This window comes from Paenibacillus agaridevorans (assembly GCF_003112455.1).
Lineage (GTDB): Bacteria > Bacillota > Bacilli > Paenibacillales > Paenibacillaceae > Pristimantibacillus > Pristimantibacillus agaridevorans.
The window spans coordinates 35,752-36,497 of the sequence record NZ_BDQX01000327.1; the positions used below are offsets into that span (position 1 = coordinate 35,752).

General features: G+C 59.0%; 1 pseudogene. It reads left to right on the top strand.

The annotated features are described in order from the left end of the window. A pseudogene (locus PAT3040_RS37430) lies at positions 1-746 on the top strand (hypothetical protein); the annotation flags it as partial.

Sequence of the window (746 nt, forward strand, 5' to 3'; positions counted from 1 at the left end):
CGAGGCGATCGAAAGCCATATTCTGCATTTAATCGAGGAGCGAGAAGAAGTACAAGGCAGGATGAAGCGGCACCGTTCCATATTGACCAGCTATGGCTACATGAGCCGGATCAAGAACATCAACGAGGATTTGGGGGAGTGGAAGGAGTTCATGACTACGGAGACCGACGGCAGCTACGATCTGATTCTATACGAGCTGAAATTCCGCGGAGACGCGATGGCTCGGCTTAACATCCGGCACGAGCACGCCTCGCTGGCCGTTCGCGAGCATATTCGGGCGGCCGTCGAGCGTTATTGCCCGGGCTCGCACACCTTCCAGCTAGAACATCATCAGATTCTCACGGTCGTCCGGGACGGCCGTTCGGAGCCCATCTCGGCTATGCTGGCCGAGGTCAAGGAACTGCTGGACCAAAGCTCTGCCTATTGCGCGGTAACGATCGCCGTCAGCTCCCGCTTTGAGCATGCTTCGCAATTCGGCCATGCTTACGAGCAGGTAAGAAGCTGGGCCGGACAAGCGTTGCCGGAGGAAGAGACGCAATTGATTACGGCGCCGCGGGAATTGCCGGAGACGCCTCGTTTATCGGAGAAGGAAGCGGACAAGCTGGCTTCGTCCCTGCAAGCGGGGCAAGCCGAAGCGGCCGTCGGCGTGGTCGATGAATTGCTGGAGCGCATGCGGGAATGCGGGGCTGCGGTGCGTCAATACCATGAAGTGGCGGAGGGACTGGCGGCTATACTGACCGACGAGC